General features: G+C 55.8%; 7 protein-coding genes. All 7 read right to left on the bottom strand.

What is annotated here, in order from left to right; all coding sequences use genetic code 11:
• Window positions 1-327: 327 nt before the first annotated feature.
• The 7 genes from DSM25558_RS03645 to DSM25558_RS03615 all read right to left on the bottom strand — a co-directional run bounded on the left by DSM25558_RS03645 (window position 328) and on the right by DSM25558_RS03615 (window position 6,469).
• The gene (locus tag DSM25558_RS03645; RefSeq protein ID WP_077101867.1) at window positions 328-813 is read right to left on the bottom strand and encodes a F0F1 ATP synthase subunit B; all 486 of its coding nucleotides are present in this window, start codon (window positions 811-813) and stop codon (window positions 328-330) included.
• 1 nt (window position 814) lies between these two features.
• Window positions 815-1,453, bottom strand: a complete 639-nt coding sequence (locus tag DSM25558_RS03640; RefSeq protein WP_077101865.1) for a F0F1 ATP synthase subunit B — start codon at window positions 1,451-1,453, stop codon at window positions 815-817.
• A 78-nt stretch (window positions 1,454-1,531) separates the two neighbouring features.
• Window positions 1,532-1,759 (bottom strand): F0F1 ATP synthase subunit C, encoded by a 228-nt coding sequence (locus DSM25558_RS03635; RefSeq protein WP_027673924.1) that lies wholly within the window; start codon window positions 1,757-1,759, stop codon window positions 1,532-1,534.
• A 69-nt stretch (window positions 1,760-1,828) separates the two neighbouring features.
• A complete protein-coding gene (locus DSM25558_RS03630; protein WP_077101863.1) occupies window positions 1,829-2,578 on the bottom strand; it encodes a F0F1 ATP synthase subunit A in 750 nt (249 codons plus the stop codon).
• 67 nt (window positions 2,579-2,645) lie between these two features.
• Window positions 2,646-3,011 carry an AtpZ/AtpI family protein gene (locus DSM25558_RS03625; protein ID WP_077101861.1) on the bottom strand — a complete coding sequence of 122 codons (366 nt, stop codon included), beginning with the start codon at window positions 3,009-3,011 and terminating at the stop codon, window positions 2,646-2,648.
• A gap of 270 nt (window positions 3,012-3,281) precedes the next feature.
• Complete coding sequence (locus DSM25558_RS03620; RefSeq protein WP_077101859.1) at window positions 3,282-4,451, bottom strand: cell wall hydrolase; 1,170 nt, start codon at window positions 4,449-4,451, stop codon at window positions 3,282-3,284.
• Between the two features lie 179 nt (window positions 4,452-4,630).
• Window positions 4,631-6,469: a potassium transporter Kup gene (locus DSM25558_RS03615; protein ID WP_244554107.1), complete on the bottom strand. Its 1,839-nt coding sequence runs from the start codon at window positions 6,467-6,469 to the stop codon at window positions 4,631-4,633.
• Window positions 6,470-6,480 lie beyond the last annotated feature (11 nt).

The raw sequence follows: 6,480 nt of genomic DNA, 5'->3' as shown, positions 1-6,480 counted from the left end.
GCTATATTATGTATCCATTAATACAACTATAGAAGGCATATTCCTCAAAATAAGGAAAAAACGCTCGCAGTGTTTGCACCATAGGTTTTCGAAATAACTTTAACCTTTTGGATGCTCTATAGCTCTAGATGGAAAATCCAGATTCAGCCGAGACATTGCTCGGACTATTAAACGAACTATATCTCGAGACTTGCCATCGTTAATCTGCTCAAGCATCGAACACATCCAAAGATAACGGCTAAAAAACGAAAACCCCCGCCGATTGCTCGACAGGGGTTTTCAAAGTCTGGTCTTGCGGAACAGCTCGAAGCGTTCTGCCTTATACCATCAATTCAAACGCGTTTTGACTTCGCCAACAGCGGCGTTGAAAAGGTTCGCTTTCGTGGCGGCAGTAGCCTTTTCGGCGATGATCTTTTCTGATGCTGCGATAGCAAGATCAACGGCTGCGGAGCGAACCGCGCTGATAGCTTCGGCTTCTGCGCGGCTGATTTTCTGCTCGGACAGCGCAGTGCGACGTGCGACGAACTCTTCAGTCTTGACCTTGGCGTCTGCGGTCAAGGCAGCGGCTTCGCGTTCTGCGGATGCAATGATGTTGGCAGCGTCCGCTTCGGCTTCCTTACGCTTGCGCTGATATTCGGCCAGCAGGTGCTGTGCCTCTTCACGCAGGCGCTTGGCTTCGGCCAGCTCTTCCTTGATGTTGCCAGCGCGCTCATCGAGCGAGCCCGCCAACATGCCTGGAACCTTGAGGTAGGCAATCAGAATGAAGAAAAGGACGAGACCGACGAGTGCGAAAAATGTTGCATCGAACGCCATATCAAGCCTCCTTCACTGCGGATGCGGTGGCAACTGCTGCCTTGGCGTCCGTTTCTGTGACCTTGGTGCCAATCAACTGATCGACAATCGCGGTTGCGGTTTCTTCGGCAACTGCGCCGACATCAGCAAAGGCCTGCTGCTTGATCGTGGCGATACGGGCTTCGGCAGCGGTCAGCTTCTGAGACAGGTCGGCTTCGATGGCAGCGCGATCGGCATCCGCCTTGACCTTCGCAGCATCACGGGCGGCGGCGGCGATTGAGCCGGCCTTGGCGCGAGCAGCGGCAAGTTCTTTTTCATATGTTTCGATAGCGGCATCCGCTTCGGCATTCAGCCGGGACGCTTCATCGAGATCCTGTGCGATACGGCCGTGACGGTCTTCAAGAATACCGCCGACACGTGGCACGATGACCTTCTTCATGAGCACGTAGAAAAGGCCGAACGTAATGGCCAGCCAAAGAAGCTGGGATGCGTAAGTGGACTGATCGAACGGCGGAAACACAGGGGAACCGTGACCGGCATCATGTGCCACTCCCGTTTCCGTATGCGTTGCTTCCGGAGCGGTCTGACCGACAGCCGGAGTTCCGGTATTCGTTTCACTTGTCGCCGGTGCTGACTGGGCCAAAGCCTCGGTCACGAACATGCTCACCTCCAGGGGTAGTGCAAATGCGAAGGATCACGGCACGCTGCTGCGAGCCGTGATCCATACCTGATGCCGATATTAGACAGCGAACAGGAGAAGGAGAGCGACGAGCAGCGAGAAGATGCCCAAAGCTTCCGTAACGGCGAAGCCGAATACCAGACGGCCGAACTGGCTGTCAGCGGCAGACGGGTTGCGCAGTGCGCCCGACAAGAAATCGCCGAAGATACGGCCGAGAGCGAGGGACGTACCAGCCATGCCGAGGCATGCGAGACCTGCGCCGATGTACTTTGCTGCTTCCGCTTCCATGTTAAGCTCCTTAGAATGGTTGGTGCGGCTATGTTTGACACCCGGTATCGGGGTCAGCGACTTTACTTCTCAGTGACCGCCATGCACGGCGTCGTTCAGGTACATGCAAGTCAGTACCGCGAAGACATATGCCTGCAGGAAGGCGACGAGAAATTCCAGGCCGGTCATTGCGACCGTCATGATGAGTGGCAGGATTGCGCCACCGATACCCAGAGCGCCCAAGGCACCCATGGAAGCGACGAAGCCCGAGAAAACCTTCAGCGTGATGTGACCTGCCAGCATGTTCGCGAAGAGACGAACGGAAAGGCTGATCGGACGCGACAGGAAGGAGATGATTTCAATCGACGACACAAGCGGCAATAGGACCTTTGGAACGCCTGCCGGAGCGAATATGCCGAGGAAATGCAGACCATGCTTATAGAAACCGTAAACAACGACCGTACCGATGACCAGGCACGATAGCGCAAACGTCACGATGATCTGGCTGGTGACCGTAAAGAAATACGGGAACATGCCGAGAAGGTTTGCCGTCAGCACGAACATGAACAGCGAAAACACGAAGGGAAAGAAGACCATGCCCTTCTTGCCAGCGCCTTCACGCAGCATCGATGCGATGAATTCGTAGGACATTTCAGCAACAGACTGCATGCGGGTCGGAATCAGGCCGCGGTTCGACGTTGCGAAATACAGAAAACCGGACGCTGCTGCGACCGTTGCGACCATGAAGAGAGACGCATTGGTGAACGAAAAATCGACGCCGCCGATCTCAATCGGGATGATCGGCGTAACCATGAACTGATGGGTCGGATCGTTTGCCAACGTATGCCCTCTTTACCTTTTGCCGCGAAAGGCGACACTTTAACGTCTTATATGGAAGGGAGCGACATCAGTCGCCCTGCTTTCCACTCTTGTCTTGTCCGAGCCCACCTTCGACAAGCGGCGGCTTCGCCACCACTCCGGCAGAACGCAGAACGTTCAGTACGCCGGCACAAAATCCGAGAAGAAGAAGAACGATCATCCCCCACGGTGACGTGCCCACAAAATAGTCCAGAAGATAGCCCAGCATGGCACCAACGATGATGGCGGAGATGAATTCTGAAGACAGCTTGATCGCAAGTGCAAAACCTTTACGGCTCTCCTGCGCATTCTGCTCACTTCGTCTCTCGGCCTCGTCATCCGACCGCACCTTGGCCAACTGATCGGTAAGGTGCTTGCGGCGCTCTTCCAGACTATCGTTACGGTTGCCGGTCATTTTCAAATCCTGCCCTTTTGCTCCGTTCCGGTGGTGCCAGAACTCTTTGGAGTTGTAAACGGCAGGGCTTTGCGCATGTTCCAGCCCGCTCTGAAGTCGGGCGCAACATAGTTTTAGGGACTTCTCTAGTCAAGGCACAGAAGGCCGTTCACAATATACAAAATTATATCGTTAAAACAATGACTTGGCTGATATTCGCAAATTAGGGACATTGTTGGGCTGTGGAATCGGCGATTTTGATCGTCATATCCCGGTAAAAAGCCCGGGATATCAGCTCCATCCACCGCCATAGGTACGGTAGAAGACGTGCAAACCGATTCTACCTACCTTTTTCATGCTCTTGCCCCAGGCCGGGCGTACATACACGGCGTGATAGTGGGTCGCGGAGCCGACTTCGTTCAGCCAAATCTTGCCAGCCGATGTCGCCATGGCCACTTCTCGTGCCATCTTCCAGTGACGCTCGGAGTTGATGCGGTCCTTGATGTTGTCGCATGCAAAGGAAAACTGGCAACGATTGCGCCAATCCTTGTTCTGGTAGACCACGCCGCAGATGGTTTTGGGGTAGGACGGGTTGCGGACGCGGTTAAGAATGACCTGTGCGACAGCCGCCTGACCCTTAACCGATTCGCCACGCGCTTCGAAATAGATACCGGATGCGAGACATTGCTGCTCGGCAGCGGAAAACACCTCAGCCGGCAGCGGCGTCGCTGCCCAGGCATGATCATCGGCGGCAATCTGCGGGACGAAGCGTCCAGCGTCCGGTTTTTTCAAAATGGCATCGAAAGGCGATTCGCGGGCAAAATCCGGCTCTGGCGGCGCATAGGCCGTTGCCAACACATCGGCAGAGCGATTGGTGATCAGCTCGGCCAGCATCGGCGAGACGCTTTTTTCCGTCTTGGTCTCATCCCTGCGGAAATAGAAGGATGCCAGTTCGATGTCCTTGCTCTTCTTCTGCTTGACGAAAGCCGTTCGGTCTTTGCGTTTCAGCGGTTCGACATCCAGCATGCTGGTGCGTTGGAGAACGGAGCCAGCCGTGAAGGCTTTCGGAGGCTGCATGACTTCTGACGAAACAACACGACCCTTTTTGGCAGCGCGATTGACGCGGTCGCTATCCGGCGAGGTTTCTTTGCCATTCTTGCCCGTGACAAAGGCGACCTTGCGGCCATCGGGCGTGATCATCCCTGCCCCGCTGAGCGCCGGTGCCAGATTGGCATCGTTGAACGCTAGTGACGCGCTGTGAACCGAACCTGCGGGAGAGTTGGTCAAGACCATACGCCATTGCTCACCGCCGGCATCAAGCCCGGCCAGAAGCGACGCCAGATCGGCACGCGCGGCGAAGGATGGAAAGACAAGCCATGCGGCAAGTCCGAAGACAACAGGCGATGTCCATTTCTCGAACGAGAAGAAGAACCCGCGACGCGATACTTTCTTTGAACGCAAAACCAGTACTCCGAACAACGCAACACACTGCTACACAGCCGAATAATCTCTCATTAACCTTGATGCTTGGTTAACGGTGAGCGCTTGCGTACCTTCACGTTAACGTGTTGGCCAATGAAAAAGCGCCACCCCTTTTCAAGGATGGCGCTGATGACGTGGAAATCGCGACTATGCGTGGTTCAGATCACAACATGGGAACCGAGCTCTACCACGCGGTTGGCCGGAAGGCGGAAGTAGTCCGATGGGTCTGCCGAGGTTTCCGCAAGGGCGATAAACAGGCGGTTTTGCCAGCCAGGCATGCCGGACTTGGGGTCAGGAACCAACTTGCGTCTGCCGAGATAGAACGACGTGGACATGATGTCGAACTTGTAGCCGGTGCGGCGCAGATATCCCAAGGCCTGCGTAACGTTCTGCGTTTCCATGAAGCCGAAGTGAAGCTCCACAACCACGAAACGCTCACTGATCTTGGTGATCGTATAGCGCTTGTCCGGATGGATACGCGGCGTGTCTTCGGTACGGATCGTGAGGATCACGTTCTTGTCGTGCAGGACGTGATTGTGCTTGAGATTGTGCAGCAGCGCCGCAGGTGCCGTCTCGGGATCGCCCGTGAGGAAGATGGCCGTGCCGGGAATGCGCACCGGCGCATGCGAGCTTTCTTTTTCGACCGATGCGACGAAGGCTTTCAACGGGACATCGGTACGGCGTGTCTTGGCGAACAGGATTTTCGATCCGCGCTGCCATGTCATCATGATGATGACGAAGGCCATGGCCAGCAGCACCGGTACGTAGCCACCGTCATGGATTTTCAACAGATTGGCGCCGAGGAAGATGAGCTCCAGCGAGATGAACGGGAAAATCACCAGCATCGCCAGAGATTTCGACCACTTCCAATGACTGCGGGCAAATTGGAAGAACAGCAGGCTGGTAACGACCATCGCGCCCGTTACCGAGATACCATAGGCCGTGGCCAGAGCGTCGGAACTCTTGAACGTCAGCACCAGCGCAACGACGCCGAACAACAGGACCGTGTTGACCGAAGGCAGGTAAATCTGCCCCGTATTGGTCTCTGACGTGAAGAGGATTTCCATGCGCGGCAGATAGCCGAGGTGGATGGCCTGACGCACGAGTGAGAAGGCACCCGTAATGACCGCCTGGCTGGCGATGATGGTAGCGGCCGTTGCGAGAATAACCGCTGGCAGCAGAGCCCACTGCGGGAACATCAGGTAGAACGGGTTGGACATAGCGGTCGGGTCTTTGAGAACCAGCGCGCCCTGACCGAGATAATTGAGTGTCAGTGCCGGGAAGACCAGCACGAACCACGCCCACTGAATGGGTCTGCGACCGAAGTGCCCCAGATCCGCATAGAGCGCTTCGGCACCGGTGATCGTCAGGAACACGGCACCGAGAACGACGATGCCGTAAAATCCTTCGGCAAGCAGAAATTCGACGGCGTGGTACGGATTGAAGGAGTAGAGAATGCTGTAATCATCCGAAATGTGCAGCAGGCCCACCATGCCCATGACCAAAAACCAGACAGCGGTGATCGGGCCGAAGAACTTGGCCACGACCTCGGTACCGTGAGATTGGATGGCAAATAGGCCGACGAGGATGACGACAGAGATGGGGATGATGAAGGAATCCATCTGCGGAGTGACGAGCTTCAGCCCCTCCACCGCCGACAGCACGGAAAGGGCTGGCGTGATCATGGCATCGCCCATGAAGAGGGCAGCGCCGATAAGGCCCAGCATGATCAGCACGCCGCGCTTGCTGCCCGCCGACTTCATCAAAAGCGCCAGAAGCGACAATGTACCGCCTTCGCCATCATTGTCCGCCCGCAGCAGAAAACAGATGTATTTGATGGTGACGATAATGGTCAAAGACCAGATCATCAGCGATATGAGGCCGATGATCTCCGCTTCGGTCAAACCGTCGCCAGATATTGGCTTCAGGGCTTCGCGGAAGGCATAGAGCGGGCTGGTACCGATATCGCCGTAGACGACGCCGATTGAACCCAGCATGGCCGCAAACA

The organism is Agrobacterium sp. DSM 25558 (assembly GCF_900100825.1).
Lineage (GTDB): Bacteria > Pseudomonadota > Alphaproteobacteria > Rhizobiales > Rhizobiaceae > Agrobacterium.
Note: the sequence above shows the minus strand (reverse complement) of the source record. Positions and strands in the feature narration are given on the sequence as shown.

Bases quoted from the DNA above. Each gene is read 5' to 3' on its own strand.
- DSM25558_RS03645 (WP_077101867.1), bottom strand. From the start codon at position 813: ATGGCGTTCGATGCAACATTTTTCGCACTCGTCGGTCTCGTCCTTTTC.
- DSM25558_RS03640 (WP_077101865.1), bottom strand. From the start codon at position 1,453: ATGTTCGTGACCGAGGCTTTGGCCCAGTCAGCACCGGCGACAAGTGAA.
- DSM25558_RS03635 (WP_027673924.1), bottom strand. From the start codon at position 1,759: ATGGAAGCGGAAGCAGCAAAGTACATCGGCGCAGGTCTCGCATGCCTC.
- DSM25558_RS03625 (WP_077101861.1), bottom strand. From the start codon at position 3,011: ATGACCGGCAACCGTAACGATAGTCTGGAAGAGCGCCGCAAGCACCTT.
- DSM25558_RS03615 (WP_244554107.1), bottom strand. From the start codon at position 6,469: ATGCTGGGTTCAATCGGCGTCGTCTACGGCGATATCGGTACCAGCCCG.